This is a genomic window from Streptomyces sp. UF-297, from assembly GCF_058245575.1.
Map to the genome: position 1 here is coordinate 89,448 of NZ_JBSIBZ010000017.1, position 19,958 is coordinate 109,405.

At 72.1% G+C, this 19,958-nt stretch carries 16 protein-coding genes; 12 read left to right on the plus strand and 4 right to left on the minus strand.

Features of this window, described 5'->3' with window-relative positions:
* Window positions 1-127: 127 nt before the first annotated feature.
* The gene (locus AC4IJH_RS13095) at window positions 128-2,473 is read right to left on the minus strand and encodes a SulP family inorganic anion transporter (RefSeq protein WP_490851809.1); all 2,346 of its coding nucleotides are present in this window, start codon (window positions 2,471-2,473) and stop codon (window positions 128-130) included.
* Window positions 2,474-2,817: 344 nt separating this feature from the next.
* On the opposite strand from AC4IJH_RS13095, the gene AC4IJH_RS13100 reads away from it, so the two are divergent.
* The gene (locus AC4IJH_RS13100; protein WP_490851810.1) at window positions 2,818-4,092 is read left to right on the plus strand and encodes a polysaccharide deacetylase family protein; all 1,275 of its coding nucleotides are present in this window, start codon (window positions 2,818-2,820) and stop codon (window positions 4,090-4,092) included.
* Here the strand turns inward: AC4IJH_RS13100 and AC4IJH_RS13105 are convergent.
* Window positions 4,073-5,080 carry an ATP-binding protein gene (locus AC4IJH_RS13105; RefSeq protein ID WP_490851811.1) on the minus strand — a complete coding sequence of 336 codons (1,008 nt, stop codon included), beginning with the start codon at window positions 5,078-5,080 and terminating at the stop codon, window positions 4,073-4,075. The genes AC4IJH_RS13100 and AC4IJH_RS13105 overlap by 20 nt on opposite strands.
* Window positions 5,081-5,180: 100 nt before the next feature.
* Here AC4IJH_RS13105 and AC4IJH_RS13110 point away from each other — a divergent pair, with 100 nt between their 5' ends.
* Window positions 5,181-6,095 carry a Fic family protein gene (locus AC4IJH_RS13110; protein WP_490851812.1) on the plus strand — a complete coding sequence of 305 codons (915 nt, stop codon included), beginning with the start codon at window positions 5,181-5,183 and terminating at the stop codon, window positions 6,093-6,095.
* Between the two features lie 372 nt (window positions 6,096-6,467).
* Here AC4IJH_RS13110 and AC4IJH_RS13115 read toward each other — a convergent pair whose 3' ends face one another.
* Window positions 6,468-7,358 carry an HAD family hydrolase gene (locus AC4IJH_RS13115; protein WP_490851813.1) on the minus strand — a complete coding sequence of 297 codons (891 nt, stop codon included), beginning with the start codon at window positions 7,356-7,358 and terminating at the stop codon, window positions 6,468-6,470.
* Window positions 7,359-7,809: 451 nt separating this feature from the next.
* Here AC4IJH_RS13115 and ssd point away from each other — a divergent pair, with 451 nt between their 5' ends.
* The 7 genes from ssd (at window position 7,810) to AC4IJH_RS13150 (ending at window position 13,460) form a co-directional block, all read left to right on the plus strand.
* The gene (ssd, locus tag AC4IJH_RS13120; protein ID WP_490851814.1) at window positions 7,810-8,994 is read left to right on the plus strand and encodes a septum site-determining protein Ssd; all 1,185 of its coding nucleotides are present in this window, start codon (window positions 7,810-7,812) and stop codon (window positions 8,992-8,994) included.
* Window positions 8,991-10,169 (plus strand): TadA family conjugal transfer-associated ATPase, encoded by a 1,179-nt coding sequence (locus AC4IJH_RS13125; protein ID WP_490851815.1) that lies wholly within the window; start codon window positions 8,991-8,993, stop codon window positions 10,167-10,169. The genes ssd and AC4IJH_RS13125 overlap by 4 nt, the downstream gene beginning before the upstream one ends.
* On the plus strand, window positions 10,166-11,575 hold the full coding sequence (locus AC4IJH_RS13130; protein ID WP_490851816.1) for a type II secretion system F family protein: 1,410 nt from the start codon (window positions 10,166-10,168) through the stop codon (window positions 11,573-11,575). The genes AC4IJH_RS13125 and AC4IJH_RS13130 overlap by 4 nt, the downstream gene beginning before the upstream one ends.
* A gap of 35 nt (window positions 11,576-11,610) precedes the next feature.
* Complete coding sequence (locus tag AC4IJH_RS13135) at window positions 11,611-12,381, plus strand: type II secretion system F family protein (RefSeq protein WP_490851817.1); 771 nt, start codon at window positions 11,611-11,613, stop codon at window positions 12,379-12,381.
* A 153-nt stretch (window positions 12,382-12,534) separates the two neighbouring features.
* Window positions 12,535-12,672 carry a DUF4244 domain-containing protein gene (locus tag AC4IJH_RS13140; RefSeq protein ID WP_490851818.1) on the plus strand — a complete coding sequence of 46 codons (138 nt, stop codon included), beginning with the start codon at window positions 12,535-12,537 and terminating at the stop codon, window positions 12,670-12,672.
* Entirely contained in the window at window positions 12,659-13,123 is a 465-nt protein-coding gene (locus AC4IJH_RS13145; RefSeq protein WP_490851819.1) for a TadE family type IV pilus minor pilin, read from the plus strand. The genes AC4IJH_RS13140 and AC4IJH_RS13145 overlap by 14 nt, the downstream gene beginning before the upstream one ends.
* Window positions 13,098-13,460, plus strand: coding sequence for an Rv3654c family TadE-like protein (locus tag AC4IJH_RS13150; RefSeq protein ID WP_490851820.1), 363 nt, complete (start codon window positions 13,098-13,100; stop codon window positions 13,458-13,460). The genes AC4IJH_RS13145 and AC4IJH_RS13150 overlap by 26 nt, the downstream gene beginning before the upstream one ends.
* A 126-nt stretch (window positions 13,461-13,586) precedes the next feature.
* Here AC4IJH_RS13150 and AC4IJH_RS13155 read toward each other — a convergent pair whose 3' ends face one another.
* Window positions 13,587-16,028, minus strand: a complete 2,442-nt coding sequence (locus tag AC4IJH_RS13155; RefSeq protein WP_490851821.1) for a DEAD/DEAH box helicase — start codon at window positions 16,026-16,028, stop codon at window positions 13,587-13,589.
* A gap of 55 nt (window positions 16,029-16,083) precedes the next feature.
* On the opposite strand from AC4IJH_RS13155, the gene bldG reads away from it, so the two are divergent.
* The 3 genes from bldG (at window position 16,084) to AC4IJH_RS13170 (ending at window position 19,952) form a co-directional block, all read left to right on the plus strand.
* Complete coding sequence (bldG, locus tag AC4IJH_RS13160) at window positions 16,084-16,425, plus strand: anti-sigma factor antagonist BldG (RefSeq protein WP_046926810.1); 342 nt, start codon at window positions 16,084-16,086, stop codon at window positions 16,423-16,425.
* Between the two features lie 109 nt (window positions 16,426-16,534).
* Window positions 16,535-17,026 (plus strand): ATP-binding protein, encoded by a 492-nt coding sequence (locus AC4IJH_RS13165; protein ID WP_490851822.1) that lies wholly within the window; start codon window positions 16,535-16,537, stop codon window positions 17,024-17,026.
* A gap of 529 nt (window positions 17,027-17,555) precedes the next feature.
* Entirely contained in the window at window positions 17,556-19,952 is a 2,397-nt protein-coding gene (locus AC4IJH_RS13170) for a sodium-translocating pyrophosphatase (protein ID WP_490851823.1), read from the plus strand.
* Window positions 19,953-19,958 lie beyond the last annotated feature (6 nt).

The window sequence follows — 19,958 nt, forward strand, 5'->3', positions numbered from 1 at the left end:
GACTTCTCCCAGACTCAGGGCGTTCGATGGGTCCCGGGCCATAGCTCATCAGCCCACGGGCCGCCCTGACAAGGGTTGTTGGCAAAAATTGGTGTAGACCTATGTGCCCTTTGGCTTGTCCGTCCGGTCATACGGGAAGCCGGGCGGGCTCGGCGCGTACGGCACGGAAGCGGCCCGAACCGCGCTCCAGGACGTAGGCCTGGGCCTCGGCGACGTGGAAGTACATGCCGTGCAGGGTCAGCGAGCCCTCGGCCACCCGGCGGGCGACACAAGGGTGGGCCATCAGGTGGTCCAGCTGCTGCACGACGTTGACGAGGGCGAGCCGCTCCAGGTCGTCGGCCACCGGCCGGTCGGCGAGGGCGACTTCGCCCCGGCCCAGCCGGCCGATCCGCTCCATCCGGGCCAGGCTCGGGCGGCCGTGCCGCAGCCAGCGCGCCAGGGGGGTGACCGGCGCGGACTTCTCCGGGGGCGCCTCGGGCGCGGAAGCGGAGCCGAGCAGGGCCTGCATCGCGCCGCAGCCCGAGTGCCCGCAGACGGTGAGGGACCCGACCTTCAGTACGTCGACGGCGTACTCGATCGCGGCGCCCACCGAGTCGCAGGTGGCGTCGCTGCCCGGCGGCGGCATCAGATTGCCCACATTGCGCACGGTGAACAGGTCGCCCGGACCGCTGGAGGTGATCATGCTGGTGACCAGCCGGGAGTCGGCGCAGGTCAAGAAGAGCTGGGTGGGGCGCTGCCCCTCCCGGGCGAGCCGGGCCAGCTCCTCGCGCACCAGCGGAGCCGTATTGCGCTGGAAGGCCTGGACCCCGCCCATGAGTTGACTGCCGCTGGCCGAGAGGGCGTCGGGGTCCGGGCTCTGCGGGGAGCGGGCCACGTCCTGCGCGGGGCGGGTGCAGTGGTGGTTGCGCCAGGGCGTCCAGGGGCGGCAGGCGTGCGCGGTGGCGGGCTCGGCGATGGGGCGCCCGGAGCGCCCGTTGAGCTTCACCCAGCCGCCGTGCGCGCGGTGCCGGTCGCACCAGGACTGCAGCGCCTCGTAGGCGGCGTGGTCCATGAACGAGCCGCCGATCACGACCACTACGGAGGAGCCCTGGGGGACCTGCGCGAGCGCCCGGGTCAGCCGCGGCACCGCCAGGAACGTCAACTGGCCGTCCACGCCGACGCGGTAGCCGTCCTTCTCCTGGCAGACGGTGATACGGGTGTGCGTCAGGCGGCGCAGCGACAGGAACCCGGCGACCGCGATGCCGATGCACACGCCCTGCAGGACGCCGAAGACCACCACACCGCTCAAGGTGGCGGCGTACACGGGGAATTCGCGGTGCCGCTGCACGTGCTTGATGTGCGCGAAGCTCACCATGCGCACGCCCACCACCATCACCAGCGCCGCGAGCGCGGCCAGCGGGATCAGCTCCAGCGCGCGGGCCAGCAGCCCTGCGCACAGCAGGACCCACACGCCGTGCAGGACCGTGGCCCTGCGGGTGCGCGCGCCGGCCCTGACGTTGGCCGAGCCGCGGATCGCGCCGCCCGCCACCGGCAGTCCGCCCAGCAGCCCGGAGATGACGTTGGCACTGCCCTGGCCGGCCAGTTCGCGGTTCAGATGGGAGCTGACCGGGCGCGCGCCGGGCTGCTCGGCGGCCAGCTTGTCCACCGCGACCGCCGAGAGCAGCGACTCCATGCTGGCGACGAGGGTGACGGTCAGTACGGCCGCCGCGATGGCGAGTACGGGCGCGTCGGGCAGGGCGGGCAGCGCCTGCGGGCGCCAGTTGGGCAGGTCCACGCGCGGCACGCTCATGGCCGCGCTCACGGTGGTGGCGGCGGCCACGGCGACGAGCGGCGCGGGGATCGTGCGCAGCGTGCGGCCGAGCCGCCCGGGGATGCGCGGCCAGCCGACCAGCAGGGCGACGGTGATGGCGCCGATGAGCACCGAGGCCAGATGCAGATGGCCCAACTGGCCCGGCAGGTCGCCGGCGTTGTCGATCGCCGAGCTGTCCGGGCTGCCGCCGAGCACCACATGGAGCTGTCCGACGGCGATGGTGACGCCGATGCCGGCGAGCATGCCGTGCACGATCGCGGGGCTGATGGCGAGCGCGGCCCGGGCCACCCGCAGGGCGCCCAGGGCGAGTTGGGCCAGGCCGGCGAGCACGGTGATGGCGCAGGTGGCGCGCCAGCCGTAGCGCTGCACGAGGTCGGCGGTGACGACCAGCAGGCCGGTGGCGGCGCCGCTGACCTGGAGCGGGGCCCCGCCCAGCAGTCCGGCGACGATGCCGCCGACGGCCGCGGCGATCAGGCCGGCCTGCAGCGGGGCGCCGGTGGCCAGCGCGATGCCGAGCGAGAGCGGGATGGCGATCAGGAAGACGACGAGAGAGGCGTTCAGATCGTGGCGCCAGGCGCCGGGGTCGAGCCACTTCCTGGACTGCGGCCGGATCTTCGACCGGAGCGGGGGCCTGAACTGCGAGGAGTTCCTGAGCTGCGACATTCCCGTCTCCTCCGGGGCGACGCGGTCGCGCGGGGCGCGATCGTGGGGCGGCGGTGTACTGCGGCGGGACGCGAGCCGACCGGCGGTCGTCGCGGTGAGTGACGGTCCGGTGACTCTCAAGCATCGGTAAACGAATCGTAATGACGTGTAAAGGCCAGGAGAAGTCTTTACGGGCAGACGGATCACTCATTCCGCCTTTCGGGTGAACACCCGCTGGGCCCGCTTGTCACTCCCCTCCTCATTCCCGACGTATGCGAATTTAGGGGCGGTTTTGCCGTTTTGCCGTGAAGGGCGTGTCTGTGCGCGTCCGTACGTGCCCGCAGCTCAAGGAATGAGGTGGCTGGATGGCAGCCGTATCGAAGGTCGCGGCCGGGGTCATCGTGACGGTGGCGCTGGCGGCGGTCGCCGGCTGTTCAGGGGGAGCGGACGGCGGGTCGACCGCCGGGAAGAAGCAGCAGGCCGCTGCGCCCGAGCCCGCCGCGGAGCCCGTACGGCTCATCGGCGACGGCTCGACCGCGTACACCGGAGCCCAGCCCCACCAGCCCCGTGCGCAGCGCCTCAAGGCGGGCGAGCGGCCGCCGCAGTTCGTGGTCTTCTCCTGGGACGGCGCGGGCGAGGACAGCCAGAAGCTCTTCTCGCACTTCCGCGAGGTCGGCAGGAAGTACGACGCGAAGATGACGTACTTCCTCAGCGGCGTCTACATGCTCCCCGGCTCCAAGAAGGGGCTCTACCACCCGCCCAAGCACGGCGCCGGCGCCTCCGACATCGGCTTCAACGACGTCAAGGGAATCAAGGACACCGCCGACCAGCTCCGCGCGGCCTGGCAGGACGGCAACGAGATCGGCACGCACTTCAACGGCCACTTCTGCGGCCCCAACGGCGGGGTGGGCACCTGGTCGCCCGCGGAGTGGAAGAGCGAGATCCAGCAGGCCGAGTCCTTCGTGAAGAACTGGAAGACCAACACCGGCCTGAAGGGCGAGAAGCCGCTGCCCTTCGACTACAGCAAGGAGCTCGTCGGCGGGCGCGCGCCCTGCCTGGAGGGCCAGCGCAACCTGATCCCCGCAGCCAAGGAGATGGGCTTCCGCTACGACGCCAGCTCGGTGGGCGCCCGCCAGATCTGGCCGTCCAAGCTCGGCGGCATCTGGGACTTCCCGCTCCAGCAGGTCCCCGTGCCCGGCCGCGCCTTCGAGACGCTGTCGATGGACTACAACTTCCTGGCCAACCAGTCCGGCACCACCAAGGGCGACCCGTCCCGGCACGCCGCCTGGGGCCGGCAGATGCACGACGGCCTGATGGCGGCCTTCTCCAGAGCCGAGAAGGGCAACCGCGCGCCGCTGTTCATCGGCAACCACTTCGAGTCCTGGAACGGCGGCACGTACATGCGCGCCATCGAGGACACCATCAAGTCGGTCTGCCCCAAGGAGGGCGTGCGCTGCGTGTCCTTCAAGCAGATGGCCGACTGGATGGACGCCCAGGACCCCAAGGTCCTGGACAGGCTGCGGGCGCTGGAGGTGGGCGAGGCTCCCAAGGGGGGCTGGGCGGCCTACCTCGCCGCCCAGCCCGCGCCGGCCAGGCCCGCCGCGCCCGCGGCGACGCCGGTCAGGCAGGCGGCGCGGTAGTCGTCGCGAGCCCTTCCGCGAGGACGAAGGCGGGGTCGACCTGGGCCGCCAGGTCGGCGCCCGTCTTCGCGTTTCCCCAGCTCTCCGCGTTCTTCAGGTGGAAGTGCACCATCTGGCGGGTGTAGCGCTCCCAGTCGCGCTGCTCGTAGGCCTCGTCGGCGGTGGTGTGCAGGACCTTAAGGGCCTGCTTGTTGTCCTCCTCCAGGAAGTCGTACGGAGCCGGGCGGCCCTTCTCCATGGCCCGTACCCAGTCGGAGTGCCCGACCGTCACCAGCAGGTCCTCGCCGGCCTCGTCCCGCAGGAAGGCCAGGTCGTCCGGGCCCTGCACCTTGTTGCCGACCACCTTGAGCGTGACGCCGTAGTCCCGGGCGTACTCCTTGTACTGGCGGTAGACCGCGATGCCCTTACGGGTGGGCTCGGCGACCAGGAACGTCACGTCGAAGCGGGTGAACATGCCCGAGGCGAAGGAGTCCGAGCCGGCCGTCATGTCGACGACGACGTACTCGTCGCGGCCGTCCACGAGGTGGTTCAGGCACAGCTCCACCGCGCCGACCTTGGAGTGGTAGCAGGCCACGCCCAGGTCGGACTCGGTGAACGGGCCGGTCGCCATCAGGCGCGGCGCCACGCCGCCCGCGCCGCCGCCCTCCAGGGGTACGGGCCGCGCGCAGGCCGCGTAGACGGGGTTGTCCTCAAGGACCCGCAGCAGCCGGGACCCCGCACCGGGCGGCGTCGTTTTGATCATGGTCTCGGCGGAGGCGATCCGCGGATTCGCCCCCCGCAAGTAGTCCTTGATCATCGGGAGATGGGCGCCCATGGCGGGCAGGGCGGCGGCCTCCGCCTCGTGCAGGCCGAGGGCGGCCCCCAGGTGCTGGTTGATATCGGCGTCCACCGCGACGACCGGGACGGAGCCGGCGGCGAGATGGCGGATGAACAGGGAGGACAGCGTGGTCTTGCCACTGCCGCCCTTGCCTACGAAAGCGATCTTCATGTTCACAAAGGGTAGGCGGGGGATCGCGCACCGTGAGAGCCCGGCGTGAAGAAGACCACTCGTTCGAGGGGCAGGGGCTTGCGGTGCGTAGGGTCTAACCATGGCTGCACTCTCCCGGGGGACGACCCCCGTCCCCCCGAGGCCGACCGCCGATCCGCTCGCGACCCTGGCGTCGCTTCCCGGGGTCGCCGACGCGGTGGATTCCGTACGCAAGAGCGTGGACCGGGTCTACGGGCACCGGATCATGCGCCGCCGCAGCACCGAGGTCACCTCCGAGGCGGCGCTGCGCGGAGCGCGCGGCTCCGCGGCGCTGGCCGGTGCGGACTGGGCGCTGGAAGAGATGCGCAGGCGTACGGACTTCGGGGTCGCGGGTGAGCCGCGGACGGTCGGCGCCGCGCTGCGGCTGACCGCCGAGGCCGGTCAACTGCTGGGTGTGTGGCGGCAGTCGCCGCTGCGGGTGCTGGCGCGGCTGCATCTGGTGGCGGCGGCCACGGACGGGGCGCGCGGCGCGGAGCAGGAGGACGGCGAGGCTCCTCAGGAGGGCCCGGCCGACGGCGCGGACGATGCGGTGGGCAGGCCGCGGCTGGCCGGTGAGGGGGTTCAGGAACCCCTCGTACGGCTGCCGTTGCCGGACGCGGAGGAAGTGGCCGGGCGGCTGGACGGGCTGGCGCGGCTGCTGCTGGCCGGCAGCCAGGCCCCGGCGCTGGTGACGGCCGCTGTGGTGCACGGCGAACTGCTGGCGCTGCGGCCCTTCGGCTCGTACAACGGGCTGGTCGCGCGGGCCGCCGAGCGGATCGTGCTGATCGGCAGCGGGCTCGACCCGAAGTCGATCTGCCCGGCGGAGGTCGGGCACGCGGAGCTGGGGCAGGACGCCTATACGGCGGCGCTGGACGGCTATGCCTCGGGGACGCCAAAGGGGGTGGCGGCGTGGATCGCGCACTGCGGGCGCGCGGTCGAACTCGGTGTGCGGGAGAGCACGGCGGTGTGTGAGGCGCTGCAGCGGGGCGCGGCCTGAGGGGTGTCCCCGCGGGGTGAAACGGCCCGGTGAACGGGCCTTCGGGAGACAGGAGTTGCGGCGGTACCAGGTGCTGAACGGTACCGCCGCTGGCATGTCCGCCGGGTTACCATGCGTGCACTGTTGTTTGCCCATCAGGTCGGAGAACTTGGTCCGTTACCTGGTGCGGCTGGCCCGTAATCGACGGGTCGGCGTCGCGTGGGTGCCCTGCTTCCATGCTCGGTCCGTGGGCCTTGATGCGTTACAGGTGATCCTCTCGGATGTCCTTGGTCTCGCGGGCCGTTGAATCCTTTGTACTCCTGATGCCGGGTAAGCGGAACCCCTAGCCGCAGATCTTTACTTTTGACTTCAAACAGCTTCAAACGGCATCAATCAGCTCCAAATGCGGCTGATCCGGTCAACGGGCGGGCGGCGCTTGCTGGCGTACCAGACCAGGCCCGCGGTCGCGGCGGCCGCGCCCACGGCGGCGACCGTGGCCAGGACCGGGCGCGAGGGCATGGACAGGGACGGCAGGCGCTGCTTGAGGCGCACCGGGCGGTTGAACGTCACGACGGGCCAGTCCCGGGCCAGGGCTTCGCGGCGCAGCGCGCGGTCGGGGTTGACCGCGCAGGGGCGGCCCACCGCCTCCAGCATCGGGACATCGGTGGCCGAGTCGCTGTACGCGTAGCAGCGGGCCAGGTCGTATCCCTCGGACTCGGCGAGCTCGCGGATGGCCTCGGCCTTGGTCGGGCCGTAGGCGTAGTACTCGATCTCGCCGGTGAAGCGGCCGTCCTCGCCGACGACCATGCGGGTCGCCACGACCCGGTCCGCGCCGAGGAGTTCGCCGATCGGCTCGACGACCTCGGCGCCGGAAGTCGAGACGATCACGACATCGCGGCCGGCCGCGTGGTGGTCCTCGATGAGGGACGCGGCCTCGTCGTAAATGATCGGGTCGATCAGGTCGTGCAGGGTCTCGGCGACGATCTCGCGGACCTGGGCTACGTCCCAGCCACGGCAGAGCGAGGAGAGGTACTCGCGCATCCGCTCCATCTGGTCGTGGTCCGCGCCGCCCGCGAGGAACACGAACTGGGCGTATGCGGTGCGCAGTACGGCCCGCCGATTGATCAAGCCGCCTTGGTAGAAGGACTTGCTGAAGGTCAACGTGCTCGACTTTGCAATGACTGTCTTGTCCAGGTCGAAGAACGCGGCAGTCCGCGGAGCAGAGAGGGGCGTCGAGTGGGGCACGGAGTGGTTTTCCACGAGCCGAGCATAGGCGCCCACCATTCGGCGTAAGGTGGGGCGCGTGGGTTTGCCTGAGAAGGCTCTCGGGTACACCATGGAAGTCACGGATCGTTCGCGACCGTGCTAACCCGGCCCGACTCCTCCCCCCCCGAGTCGGCCGTGGGGACGACCCCCGCTCTCCCCCCCGGCGGGGGTCGTCGCATGTCCGGACGCGTTTTTGGCTCGCGGACACGGATCATCTCCCTCCTCTTCGCCCTCGGCGGCGGCTCCTGCACGCACGCCTTGATCGTCACTGTACGTAGTCGTGGCGATGCTCTGAGGAAGTTTTCGTAGGTTCCCCGGTATAGGTGACAGGGATATTCACAACCACTGAGTTGTCCACAGTTTTGGACCAAGATCCACGGGATTTCTCCGATCGCTGCACGGTGAAAGTCCGCGAGTAAGCGGATGTGCGAGTTGCGTAGCGATAGGGGGACGGAACGTGGCCGGATCCATGACATCCGAACGGTCGGCGCAGGCGGGCGGAGAGCGCGCCGGGCCGCTGATCGTGACCGAGGACGAAGAACTCCTCGACGACCTTCTGCGGTTGTGCGCCGCGGCCGGTGCGCTGCCGGAAGTGACGCATGGCGTCCCCGCGCGCAAAGGGGGCTGGGAGTCGGCTCCGCTGGTGATCGTCGGGGACGACTGCGCGCCGCGGCTGCGCGGGGCCGGGCGCCGCGAAGGAGTGGTCCTCGTCGGGCGGGACGCGGACGACTGGTCGGTGTGGCAGCTGGCCGTGGAGATCGGCGCCGAACGGGTGCTGGTGCTGCCCGACGGCGAGAGCTGGCTGGTGGACCGGATCGCGGACGCGGCCGAGGGCGTGGGCCCGACCGCGCTGACGGTCGGCGTGATCGGCGGGCGCGGCGGGGCCGGTGCGAGCACCCTGGCCTGCGCGCTGGCGGTCACCGCGGCCCGGATGGGGCAGCGGACCCTCCTCGTGGACGCGGACCCGCTGGGCGGCGGCCTGGACGTACTGCTCGGCGGCGAGCGGGAGAAGGGGCTGCGCTGGCCGGCGTTCGCCGAGTCGCGCGGCCGGGTCGGCGGCGGAGCGCTGGAGGAGTCGCTGCCCGAAGTCCACGCACTGCGCGTCCTGAGCTGGGACCGGGGCGACACGGTGGTGATCCCGCCGCCTGCCATGCGCGCGGTGGTGGCCGCGGCGCGCAGACGGGGTGGCGTCGTGGTCGTGGACCTGCCGCGCCGGGTGGACGAAGCCGTGGCCGAGGCGCTGGCGCAGATCGACGTCGGGCTGCTGGTGGTCCCCGCCGAACTGCGGTCGGTGGCAGCGGCCCGCCGGGTGACGGCAGGCGTGCAGATGGTGCTGCGGGACCTGCGGGTGGTGGCCCGCGGTGCCCCGGGCCCCGGCCTGGCGGACGAGGAGATCGCCCGGCTGCTGGGGCTGCCCCTGGTGGGTGAACTCCCCTGGGAATCCGGGCTGTTGGATGCGCTGGCGCGAGGTGCGCCTCCGGGGGCGAGCGTGCGCGGGCCGCTGGGCCGGTTCTGCGCGCAGTTCTGGCAGCGGACGCTGCCGGGAGGGCGGGCTTCTGACGGGGGAGTCGGGCTGGTGGGCGGGGCTAGAGGGGCGGACCGGGGCAGCGGGGCGGACGCGGGCAGCGGGGGCGAAGGGGGTGTCGGGGCATGAGCGGTGAGGTTCTGCTGGAGGCGGTGCGGCGGCGGCTCGCGGAGGAAGGGGCCGAGCCCACGCCCGCGCGGGTGGCCGTGGCGCTGCGCGAGGAGGGGCGGCTGCTCGGGGATGCCGAAGTGCTGGGCGTGGTCGCCGCGTTGAGATCCGAGATGGTGGGCAGCGGGCCGCTGGAGTCGCTGCTGGCCGCGCCCGAGGTGACCGATGTCCTGGTCACCGCGCCGGACGAGGTGTGGGTGGACCGGGGCGGCGGGCTGGAGCGTACGGCGGTGCGCTTCCCGGACGAGGCGGCGGTGCGCAGACTGGCGCGGCGGCTGGCCGCGGTGGCCGGGCGCCGGCTGGACGACGCCCGGCCGTGGGTGGACGCCCGGCTGCCTGATGGGACACGGCTGCACGCGGTCCTGCCGCCGGTGGCGGTCGGCTCGACCTGCCTCTCGCTACGGGTACTGCGGCCGCGCGCCTTCTCCCTGGAGGAACTGCTCGCCGCGGGGACGGTGCCACCGGGCGGCGACCGGCTGCTGCGCGCGGTGCTGGCAGCCCGGGTCTCGTTCTTGATCAGTGGAGGTACGGGCAGCGGTAAGACGACTCTCCTGAGTGCGCTGCTGGGCCTGGTCGGCCCCGGCGAACGGATCGTACTGGCCGAGGACTCCGCGGAGTTGCGGCCCGACCACCCCCATGTCGTACGCCTGGAAGCGCGCCCGGCGAATCAGGAAGGCGCCGGGCGGGTGACCCTGCGGGATCTGGTGCGCCAGGCGCTGCGGATGCGCCCTGACCGCCTGGTGGTCGGCGAGGTGCGCGGCGCCGAGGTCACGGACCTGCTGGCGGCGCTGAACACCGGCCACGAGGGGGGCTGCGGGACGGTGCACGCGAACGCCGCGTGCGACGTACCGGCGCGCCTGGAGGCGCTGGGCTCGGCCGCCGGACTCGACCGGGCCGCGCTGCACAGCCAGTTGGCGGCCGCGCTGTCGGTGGTGCTGCACCTGGTACGCGACCGGGACGGGCGGCGGCGGATCGCGCAGGTGCATGTGCTGGAGCGGGACCGGGACGGGCTCGTGGTGACCGTACCGGCGGCGCTGTGGGGAGCCGACGGATTCCAAGAGGCGGCAGGTTGGGGCCGGTTGGTGCAGCTGTGCGAGCGGGGCGAGAGCGGTGTGAAGGGCGGGGGAGCCGGATGAGCGGGAGTGCGGTGGCGGTCGGGTCGGTGCCGGTGTGCGCGGCGGTGCTGTGCGCCGGAGCGGCCGTATGGCTGGCCGGTGGGCGGGACGACTCGGCCCGGCGGGCGCGGCTGATGTTCGCGGGCGGCGGGACGACGGGCCCGGCGGACCCCGGCTGGGAGAGCCGGATCCGGATGTGGCTCGAAGAGGTACGGAGGTGGTTCGCGGGGCGGTCGCCGCGGCCGGAGGCGTCGTACGGGGCGAGTGCCGGACGGCCCGGTGGGCGCAAGGGACTTGGGGGCCTGGGGCGGGTGCGTCGGTTCCTGCACCCCGGTTGGCTCCTGCACCGTGGCCGGATCGGGCCGTGGGTCTGGTGTGTGCCGCTGGGTATCGGCGCCGGGCTGCTGACGAGATCCGTACTGCCGGTGGTCGCCGGAGTCGTGGCGGCGCCGTTGGTACGCCGCTGGCTGGCCGGGCGTGGCAGGGCGCGGGAGCGCAGGCGGCGGGACGCGTCAGTGATCGCCCTGTGCTCGGCAGTGGCGGGCGAACTGCGGGCCGGGCGGCAGCCGGGACCGGCCCTGCTGGCCGTGGGCGCACAGAGCCTGGGGACCGTGGAGTTCGGGGAGGCGGGGACCGCGGTGCTGGCGGCGGCGCGGTTCGGCGGGGACGTACCCGGAGCGCTGCGCACGGCGGCGCGGCTGCCGGGTGCGGACGGCCTCACCGGCGTGGCGGCCTGCTGGCAGGTCGGGGTCGAAGGCGGAGCCGGACTGGCGGCCGGCCTGGAGCGCATCGCCTTCGCACTGCGCACCCGCCACGACCAACGCGAGGACCTGAACGCCCAGTTGGCAGGCCCACGGGCAACAGCCCTGATGCTGGCACTGCTCCCGGCATGCGGCGTCCTGATGGGCACCGCACTGGGCGCGGACCCCGTACACGTACTGCTGCACACGCCCATCGGCTGGGCGTGCCTGGCAGCCGGCTGCCTCTTGGAGTGGGCCGGGGTGCTGTGGACTGCCCGGATCGTCCGCGGCGCGATGGCCGCGGGGCCGGTGTCGGGGGATGCGACGGGGCGGGCGGCGAGTCCGGACCCGCGGGTGGCGACGGGAGTCGGGCCGGGGGCGGAGACAGCGGCAGGGGCCATGGAGCTGTCGATGACGTCGCGGCCCAGGGGCGCGGATGCGGCGTCGGGGCCTATGGATTCGGCGGCGGCGTGGGGGCGTACGGGTGTGGCGTCGATGCCGCCGATGCCGATGCCGATGCCGATGCCGATGCCGATGCCGATGCCGACGCCGATGCCGACGCCGAAGTCGGGGAGTGCGGATGCGGTGGTGGATGCGGCGGTGGTTTCGGGGTGTAGCGCAACAGCGGCAGGTCTTCGGCAGCGGGTGGGCGTGAGTGAGGGAGCGGGGGAGGGCTGGGGGTGGTGAGTGGCGAAGGGCTGGAGGTTGTCCACAGGCTGGGGATGACGGTTTCGGTTGTCGCGGCGGTGGTGTGCGCGGTGATGGCTGTGAGGGAGGCCCGCAGGGAAAGGGTGGTGCGGCGGAGGGCAGGGGTGTTGCTGGGGGCGGGCGGTGGGATGCGCCGGTCCGGCGGGGTGTGGTGCGGCGGATGGGTGGCGCGGTGGGGAGGGGGATGGAAGCAGGGCGTGCTGGTGGCGGGGGTGGTTGGTGCTGGGGTCATCTTCGTCGGTGGGGTGGCCGGGGTCGTGGTGGGACTCGCGGTGGGGTGCGGGCTGTGGCGCTGGCAGCGTCGTCAGGAGGCCGCAGTTGCCGAGCGGGTGTGGGCGGCGGAGGTCCGTGCGGGGCTGGCGACGGGCGCGGATCTGTTGGGGGCCTGTCTGGCGGCGGGGGCCGGGCCGCGGGATGCCGCTGAGGCGGTGGGGCGATCGCTTGGCGGGGCGGTGGGGGAGAGGCTGCGCCAGGTGGCTGCTGAGCTCCGTCTGGGCGGAGAACCGGCCGTGGCATGGGGGCGGTTGGCGGTCCTGCCCGGGGCGAGAGGGCTGGCCCTGTGCATGGAGCGTGCCGGGATATCGGGGGTGCCCGCCGTCGATTCCGTGACGCGGATCGCCACTGAACTCCGTGCGGAGTGGGGGCGGGCGGCGGCCACCCGGGCGCGCAGGGCGGGAGTGCTGGTCACTCTGCCGCTGGCGGCGTGCTTTCTGCCCGCCTTTCTGGCCCTTGGGGTGGCGCCGGTGCTCGTCGGGCTGGCGGACGGGCTGCTGGGACGCGGCTGACACAGGCAGAGCGGCTGACACAGGCATGCAGGTCAACGGGTCAAGGGGCTTGAGATCCCAACGAGTTGAAGAGTCGAAGGCTGAAGGGTTAAGGAGGGGGCTGTGATGGTTCGACGGTGGTGTGCGGCGCTGCGCGGGTCGGCAGACCGGGGAATGACGACGGCCGAGTACGCGGTCGGCACGCTCGCGGCGTGTGCCCTGGCGGCGGTGCTCTACAAGGTCGTCACGAGCGGGACGGTGAGCGGGGCGCTGCAATCGCTGATCTCGGAGGCGCTCGATGCGCCGTTCTGACGGCAGGGGCGTGGGCCGGGTGGGAGTGGCGGGCCGCGGCTCGCCACCCCGGCTCCCGCCCTCGCCCCCGCCCCGGGCCCCGGCCCTGGCCCCAGCGCCGCACCCGGTCTCGCGGGACGCGGGCTACATCACCGCCGAATCGGCGCTGGTGATACCGACGTTGATGCTCTTCGCCGCGATGCTCCTTTGGGGAGTGATGGCCGGCTGCGCGCAGATTCAGTGCGTGGACGCGGCCAGGGCGGGGGCACGGGCGGCGGCCAGGTCCGAGCCGCCGGGCGCGGTGCTGGCGGCGGCGAAGGAAGCGGGGCCCGGCGGGGCACGGGTGGCGGTGTCCAAGGAGGGCGACCTGGTGCGCGTACGCGTCGAGGCGTCGGCGCCCGGGATCGGGTCGCTGACGCTGAGGCTGGGAGGGGAGGCGGTGGCACTTGCCGAGGAAGCGGTGGGGAGATGAGGGCTCGGCCACGGTGTGGTCGGCGTTCGGGGCGATGGCGCTGGTCGCGGTGTTCGCCGTGGTGATCGGCATGGGCCAGGCGGTGCTGTCCCGCCACCGGGCGGGCGGGGCGGCCGACTTGGCGGCCCTGGCCGCCGCCGACCGCAGCCTGTACGGAACGCAGGACGCCTGTGCCACGGCACGCAGGGTGGCGGCGGCCCAAGGCGCGCACCTGGTGAGATGTGTGCTGCGGGCGGAGGTGGCCGACGTCTCGGCCGAGGCGAAGGCCGGTCCTTTCACCTCGCGGGTACGGGCGAGAGCGGGCCCGCCGCAGGGGGAAGGAGGCGAGGCCATATAGGTCGCACAGAGCCTGACGCGGCCCAAGCGGGGCCCGGCGAAACCCAATGCAGGGCCCGGCGTGCCCATGCAGGGCCCGGCGTGACCCATGCGGGGCCCGGCGTGACCCATGCGGGGCCCGGCGGAGCTACGGCTGTGGTGCTCCCTTGAGGAGTTCGGTCAGCAGCCGGATGGCTCCCCGCTTGTGGAGGGGATCGTTGCCGTTGCCGCACTTGGGGGACTGGATGCAGGAGGGGCAGCCGGCATCGCATTCGCAGGAGGCGATCGCCCGGCGGGTGGCGGCCAGCCACTCCGCCGCGGTGTGGAAGGCGCGTTCGGCGAAGCCCGCGCCGCCCGGGTGGCCGTCGTAGACGAAGACCGTGGGCAGCAGGGTGTCCGGGTGCAGGGGGATGGAGACGCCGCCGATGTCCCAGCGGTCGCAGGTGGCGAACAGCGGCAGCATGCCGATGGAGGCGTGTTCGGCCGCGTGCAGGGCGCCGCCCAGTTGCTCCGGGTTGACCCGGGCGGCGTCCAGCTGGTCCTCGGTGACGGTCCACCACACGGCGCGGGTGCGCAACGTCCGCGCAGGGAGGTCGAGTTTGGTCTCGCCGAGCACCTCACCGGTGATGAGTTTGCGGCGCAGGAAGGAGACGACCTGATTGGTGACCTCGACGGAGCCGAAGCACAACCGCGAGTCCCCCCAGGGGATTTCGGTGTCGGTCTCCAGGACGGAGATGGCGGTGGTGTCGCGGGCGGTCGTGGAGTAGGGCGGGTTCGCCTCCTTGACCAGGGCGGCGTTGTCCGCCAGGTCGAGGTGCTCGACCAGGTACGTACGGCCCTGGTGCAGGTGGACGGCGCCGTCGTGGACGGTGGTGTGCGCGGCGCCCGCGTCCACCGTGCCCAGCAGCCGCCCGGTGCCGGACTCGACGATCTGGACGGGCGAGCCGCCCTGGCCGCGGATGTCGGTGAGGTCGGCGGCGCGCTCGCGGCGCGTCCAGTGCCAGGCCTTGGCGCGCCGGCGCAGCAGCTTGCGGGCCTCCAGCTGCGGCAGGAGGTCGGGCGCGGCGGGCCCGAAGAGCGCGAAGTCGTCCTCGGTGAGCGGGAGTTCGGAGGCGGCCGCGCACAGGTGGGGGGCGAGCACGTACGGATTGTCGGGGTCCAGGACGGTGGACTCCACGGGCTGGGAGAAGAGGGCCTCGGGGTGGTGCACCAGGTACGTGTCCAGCGGGTCGTCGCGGGCGACGAGGACGGCCAGCGCGCCCTGCCCGGCCCGCCCCGCGCGCCCGGCCTGCTGCCACAGGGAGGCGCGGGTGCCGGGGTAGCCCGCGATGACGACGGCGTCCAGGCCGGAGACGTCCACGCCCAGCTCCAGCGCCGTGGTCGCGGCCAGGCCCAGCAGGTCGCCGGTGTGCAGCGCCCGCTCCAGGGCCCGGCGCTCCTCGGGGAGATAGCCGCCCCGGTAGGCGGCCACCCGCCCCGGCAGCGAGCGGTCCACCTCGGCCAGCCGCTCCTGGGCGATGAGCGCGATCAGTTCGGCGCCGCGCCGGGAGCGTACGAAGGCGACGGTCCGTACGCCCTGGACGGCGAGGTCGGTGAGCAGGTCGGCGCTCTCGGCGGTGGCGGTACGGCGCACCGGAGCGCCCTGTTCGCCGTGCAGCTCGGTCAGCGGCGGCTCCCACAGGGCGAAGACCAGCTCGCCGCGCGGCGAGGTGTCCTCGGTGATCTCCACCACGGGAAGCCCGGTCAGCCGGGTGGCGGCCTGCGCCGGGTCGGCGGAGGTGGCGGAGGCGAGGAGGAAGACCGGTTCACGGCCGTAGCGCGCGCAGATACGGCGCAGCCTGCGTATGACCTGGGCGACGTGCGAGCCGAAGACCCCGCGGTAGGTGTGGCACTCGTCGATGACGACATAGCGCAGCGCGCGCAGGAAGGACGACCAGCGGGGGTGGGCGGGCAGGATGCCGCGGTGCAGCATGTCGGGGTTGGTCAGTACGTAATTGCCGTACTGGCGCACCCACTCGCGCTCCTCGACCGGGGTGTCCCCGTCGTAGACGGCGGGCCGGACCGCGCTGCCCAGCGGCTCGGCCAGTTCCCGTACGGCGCGTCGCTGGTCGGCGGCGAGGGCCTTGGTGGGCGCGAGGTACAGCGCGGTGGCCCCGCGCCCGTTGGGAGCCTCCGAGCCGTCCAGGAGGGCCGACAGGACGGGCGCCAGGTATGCCAGGGACTTGCCGGAGGCGGTGCCGGTGGCCACGACGACCGATTCGCCGTCCAGGGCGTGCTCTGCGGTACGGGCCTGATGGGCCCAGGGCCGCTGGATTCCGGCGGCGCGCACGGCTTCGACGACTTCCGGCCGGATCCGTCCCGGCCAGGGGGCATGGCTGCCGATCCTCGGGGGCAAGTGCTCCGTATGAGTGATGCGCGTAGCACGGGTCGCCCCGGAGGCGAGGCGGTCGAGTACCACGCGTGGGGAAGGGCGGACGCCCGCGTCCGGCGGGAGTTGATTGGAGGCCATCGACACCGAGTGTGTCACTGGTGTGACGGACAATGCTGACAAGGCGTCGTGCACGCCTGCTGGTAAGTGATTGAATGCCATCGCGGCTGCCGATCCATGGGGGGCGACCGCTCGATAGCAAGGTGCTGGAGGATCCGTGGACCTGTCCCTGTCGACCCGGACCGTTGGCGACCGTACGGTCGTCGAGGTCGGTGGCGAGATTGATGTATACACCGCGCCCAAGCTGCGGGAGCAGCTGGTCGAGCTCGTGAACGACGGAAGCTACCACCTCGTGGTGGACATGGAACGTGTCGACTTCCTCGACTCCACCGGGCTCGGCGTACTGGTGGGCGGGCTCAAGCGGGTGCGTGCCCATGAGGGCTCGCTGCGCCTGGTCTGCAACCAGGAGCGCATTCTCAAGATCTTCCGTATCACCGGACTGACCAAGGTGTTCCCGATCCACACCTCGGTCGACGAAGCCGTCTCGGCCACCGACTGACGGCTTTCGGTGCCCCCGGGCGAAGAGGCCGGGGGAGGAAGTAGTGGGGGGAACCGGGCTTCGGGGTCCGGCCCCCTGCGTTGCACGCCCGCATATCGAGGGGGATGGCATGGCCACCGTCGAACTTCGTTTCAGCGCCCTTCCCGAGCACGTACGGACCGCGCGCCTGGTCGCGGCCGCCGTCGCGCGGCGGGCCGGGGTGGACGAGGCCGTGCTGGACGAGGTGCGTCTCGCCGTGGGTGAGGCCTGCACCCGTGCCGTCGGGCTGCACCGCAGCAACGGCATCTCCGCGCCGGTGCGCGTCGTCCTGGTCGAGGACGAGAAGAAGTTCTCCATCGAGGTGGGCGACGAGGTCCCCTGTGTGCAGGGCGGCGCCGGGCTGGTTCCCGGCGCGCGCGCGGTGGACGGCGAAGGGCCGGCCGCCGTGGAGCCCGTGGGCGGCGGTGTCGTGGTCTCGGACAACGGTGACTCCGAGGGCGACGACGCGATGGGCCTGGCGGTCATCAGCGGGCTCGTCGACGATGTCGAGGTGTCCTCCGGCGAGGGCGGCGGCGTGATCCGCATGAGCTGGCCGACGGCGCCCGCTCCCGTGCTTCCCTAGCGCCCGCTCCCGATCTTTCCCGGCGTCCGCCCCCGGTCCTTCCCCGCGTCCGCCCCCGGCCCTTCCCCGGAACCGCCCCGCTCGCCCCGGCGCCCGCTCCCGTACCTCCTTTCCCGGCCGCCTTTCCGCCGCTTCGCGAGGTCCGGTGTGCCCCGTCGGACGGTCTGCCAGGGCCGTCAGGGCCCCGGGTGCGGCAGGTGCCCGGCCGCCCCGGCCCCGTACCGATCTTTCTCCGCGCCACCCGTGATCAATGGGCTCAGGTGTTCTGAACAGGCGCGTTCGAGGAAATACTGAGATCATCCGGCGGCGGTCAGCGAATTGGCGGCTTTCATTCGTACAGGCGAATTTCCGTGGGGCGCATCTTTTGATCTTCGCCGGTGTATCGCCGGTGCATCGCGGGTACCGGCGAATTCCCTTTGACGCGCACTGTTTTGATCTAGTGGGGCTCCCTACAATCCGTCCACATCTCTAGCTCAGGACGCCTGAGCGTGCTTTCGCGCGCCCATGTGCCAAACGTCAAGGAGGACGAATGGCGGGGCCTTACACCCCTCAGCTGCTGGACACCCCCTCATACCTGGCCGAGCCATCACTGACGACCGGAAACCGCGGCATGGTGCTGGTGATCGCCGTGGTCGCGCTGGCGGCCCTGGCCGTCGCGGGCGTTCTGGTCCGCCAGGTACTCGCGGCCGGCGAGGGCACCGACAGCATGAAGAAGATCGCCGCTGCCGTGCAGGAAGGCGCAAATGCCTACCTGGCACGGCAGTTGCGCACCCTGGGCATTTTCGCCGTAGTGGTGTTCTTCCTGCTCATGCTGCTGCCCGCGGACGACTGGACGCAGCGCGCCGGGCGCAGCGCCTTCTTCTTGATCGGCGCCGCATTCTCCGCGGCCACCGGCTATATCGGCATGTGGCTGGCCGTACGCAGCAATGTGCGTGTGGCCGCCGCAGCCCGTGAGGCCACCCCGGCCGAGGGCGACACAAAGGCACGCGATCTGACGGCGGTCTCGCACAAGGCGATGAAGATCGCTTTCCGTACGGGCGGTGTCGTCGGCATGTTCACCGTGGGGCTCGGCCTGCTGGGCGCGTCCTGCGTGGTGCTCGTGTACGCGGTCGACGCCCCCAAGGTGCTGGAGGGCTTCGGTCTGGGCGCCGCGCTGATCGCGATGTTCATGAGGGTCGGCGGCGGCATCTTCACCAAGGCCGCCGACGTGGGCGCGGACCTGGTCGGCAAGGTCGAGCAGGGCATTCCCGAGGACGACCCGCGCAACGCCGCGACCATCGCGGACAACGTGGGCGACAACGTCGGCGACTGCGCGGGCATGGCGGCCGACCTCTTCGAGTCCTACGCCGTGACCCTGGTCGCCGCCCTCATCCTGGGCATGGCGGCCTTCGGTGACGCCGGCCTGGCCTTCCCGCTGCTCGTACCGGCCATCGGCGTCGTCACGGCGATGATCGGCATCTTCGTGGTCGCGCCGCGCCGTTCGGACCGCAGCGGCATGACCGCCATCAACCGCGGCTTCTTCATCTCGGCCGCCATCTCGCTGGTGCTCGTGGCCGTCGCCGTCTACACCTACCTTCCGGCCACCTACAAGGAGTTGAAGGGCGTCACCGACGGGGAGATCCTCGCCAAGACCGGCGACCCGCGGATCCTGGCGCTGGTCGCGGTGGCCATCGGCATCGTGCTGGCGGCCCTGATCCAGCAGCTGACGGGCTACTTCACCGAGACCACCCGCCGCCCGGTGCGCGACATCGGCAAGACCTCGCTGACCGGACCGGCCACCGTCGTCCTGTCCGGCATCTCCATCGGCCTGGAGTCCGCCGTCTACTCCGCGGTCCTGATCGGTCTGTCGGTGTACGGGGCGTTCCTGCTGGGCGGTACGTCCATCATGCTGGCGCTGTTCGCGGTCGCGCTGGCCGGTACGGGCCTGCTGACCACCGTCGGCGTCATCGTCGCGATGGACACCTTCGGCCCGGTCTCCGACAACGCGCAGGGCATCGCCGAGATGTCCGGCGACGTCACCGGCGACGGCGCGCAGGTCCTGACCGACCTGGACGCGGTGGGCAACACCACCAAGGCCATCACCAAGGGCATCGCGATCGCCACGGCCGTGCTGGCCGCGGCCGCGCTCTTCGGTTCGTACCGCGACGCGATCAGCACGGCGGTCAAGGAGGTCGGCAGCGCCGCCAGCGGCATGGGGCTGAGCCTGGACATCTCCCAGCCCAACAACCTGGTCGGCCTGATCCTGGGCGCCTCCGTCGTCTTCCTCTTCTCCGGGCTGGCGATCAACGCGGTGTCGCGGTCGGCCGGTTCGGTGGTCTACGAGGTGCGCCGGCAGTTCCGCGAGCACCCCGGGATCATGGACTACACCGAGAAGCCCGAGTACGGGCGCGTGGTGGACATCTGTACCAAGGACGCGCTGCGCGAGCTGACCACCCCGGGTCTGCTGGCCGTACTGACGCCCATCGCGGTCGGTTTCTCGCTCGGTGTGGGCGCGCTCGGCTCCTTCCTGGCGGGTGCGATCGGCACCGGCACGCTGATGGCGGTCTTCCTCGCCAACTCCGGCGGTGCCTGGGACAACGCCAAGAAGCTCGTCGAGGACGGCCACCACGGCGGCAAGGGCAGCGAGGCGCACGCCGCGACGGTGATCGGCGACACGGTCGGCGACCCGTTCAAGGACACCGCCGGCCCCGCGATCAACCCGCTGCTGAAGGTCATGAACCTGGTGGCGCTGCTGATCGCGCCGGCCGTGGTGAAGTTCTCCTACGGGGCGGACAAGAGCCTGGGCATCCGCATCGGGGTCGCGGTCCTCGCGATCGTGATCATCGTCGGAGCGGTGTACGTGTCCAAGCGGCGCGGTATCGCGGTGGGTGACGAAGACAACTCCGGGAAGGTCGCCAAGTCGGTCGACCCGGCCGTGGTGTCCTAGCCGAGA

Excerpts from the sequence above, each read along its gene's own strand:
- AC4IJH_RS13100 (WP_490851810.1), top strand. The coding sequence starts at position 2,818 with ATGGCAGCCGTATCGAAGGTCGCGGCCGGGGTCATCGTGACGGTGGCG.
- AC4IJH_RS13165 (WP_490851822.1), top strand. The coding sequence starts at position 16,535 with ATGGCCACCGTCGAACTTCGTTTCAGCGCCCTTCCCGAGCACGTACGG.
- AC4IJH_RS13105 (WP_490851811.1), bottom strand. The coding sequence starts at position 5,080 with ATGAAGATCGCTTTCGTAGGCAAGGGCGGCAGTGGCAAGACCACGCTG.
- AC4IJH_RS13110 (WP_490851812.1), top strand. The coding sequence starts at position 5,181 with ATGGCTGCACTCTCCCGGGGGACGACCCCCGTCCCCCCGAGGCCGACC.
- AC4IJH_RS13170 (WP_490851823.1), top strand. The coding sequence starts at position 17,556 with ATGGCGGGGCCTTACACCCCTCAGCTGCTGGACACCCCCTCATACCTG.
- ssd (WP_490851814.1), top strand. The coding sequence starts at position 7,810 with ATGACATCCGAACGGTCGGCGCAGGCGGGCGGAGAGCGCGCCGGGCCG.
- AC4IJH_RS13140 (WP_490851818.1), top strand. The coding sequence starts at position 12,535 with ATGACGACGGCCGAGTACGCGGTCGGCACGCTCGCGGCGTGTGCCCTG.
- AC4IJH_RS13135 (WP_490851817.1), top strand. The coding sequence starts at position 11,611 with ATGACGGTTTCGGTTGTCGCGGCGGTGGTGTGCGCGGTGATGGCTGTG.
- AC4IJH_RS13115 (WP_490851813.1), bottom strand. The coding sequence starts at position 7,358 with ATGGTGGGCGCCTATGCTCGGCTCGTGGAAAACCACTCCGTGCCCCAC.
- AC4IJH_RS13155 (WP_490851821.1), bottom strand. The coding sequence starts at position 16,028 with ATGGCATTCAATCACTTACCAGCAGGCGTGCACGACGCCTTGTCAGCA.
- AC4IJH_RS13130 (WP_490851816.1), top strand. The coding sequence starts at position 10,166 with ATGAGCGGGAGTGCGGTGGCGGTCGGGTCGGTGCCGGTGTGCGCGGCG.
- AC4IJH_RS13145 (WP_490851819.1), top strand. The coding sequence starts at position 12,659 with ATGCGCCGTTCTGACGGCAGGGGCGTGGGCCGGGTGGGAGTGGCGGGC.
- AC4IJH_RS13125 (WP_490851815.1), top strand. The coding sequence starts at position 8,991 with ATGAGCGGTGAGGTTCTGCTGGAGGCGGTGCGGCGGCGGCTCGCGGAG.
- AC4IJH_RS13095 (WP_490851809.1), bottom strand. The coding sequence starts at position 2,473 with ATGTCGCAGCTCAGGAACTCCTCGCAGTTCAGGCCCCCGCTCCGGTCG.